Source organism: Rhodocyclus gracilis, assembly GCF_009617575.1.
GTDB lineage: Bacteria > Pseudomonadota > Gammaproteobacteria > Burkholderiales > Rhodocyclaceae > Rhodocyclus > Rhodocyclus gracilis.
On the sequence record NZ_WIXJ01000026.1, the window covers coordinates 1 to 651 of the forward strand.

Annotated in this window: 1 pseudogene; it reads left to right on the plus strand. The window is 64.1% G+C overall.

Annotated elements, in window-relative coordinates:
- Positions 1 to 651 (plus strand): annotated as a pseudogene (locus GHK24_RS13475) (transposase); the annotation flags it as partial.

Consider the following 651-nt stretch of genomic DNA (forward strand, 5'->3'; position numbering starts at 1 on the left):
TTGCGAAGAAGCACGGCATCAGCGAGCAGACGATCTACAGCTGGCGCAAGCAGTACGGCGTCCTGGATGCCGACGAGGTGAAGAAGCTGCGCCAGATGGAACAGGAGAACGCCCGGTTGAAGAAACTGCTGGCCGAGCGGGATCTTGAGATCGAGGTGATGAAGGAGATCGCCGCAAAAAAATGGTGAGCGCACCCGCGCGACGTCAGCAGGTCGAGTACGCCAAGCGGCGTGGCCTGTCGGAACGACGCGCGTGTGCGCTGCTGAGGCTTGCGCGCTCCGCGTTGCACTACGAATCGCGGCGGCGGAAGAAGGACGCACCGGCGCTGGCAGCGATGGCGATTCTGTCGGCGCAATACCCGCGCTATGGTTACCGGCGAATTCGGGTCTTCCTGGAAAGGCAAGGCCATCGGATGAGTGCGGACCGTACCTGGCGCTTGTGGCGTCAGGCAGGACTTCAGGTGCCGCGCAAGCGTCCCCGCCGACGGATTGCCACAGCCCGGCCGCGGGCACCGCTCGCCGCCGGGCAGGTGTGGGCCTACGACTTCGTCTTCGACCGCTGTGCCAACGGACAAGCACTGAAATGCCTGACCGTCATCGACGAATACACCCGCGAGTGCCTGGCGATTGATGTGGCCGGCTCGATCCGTTC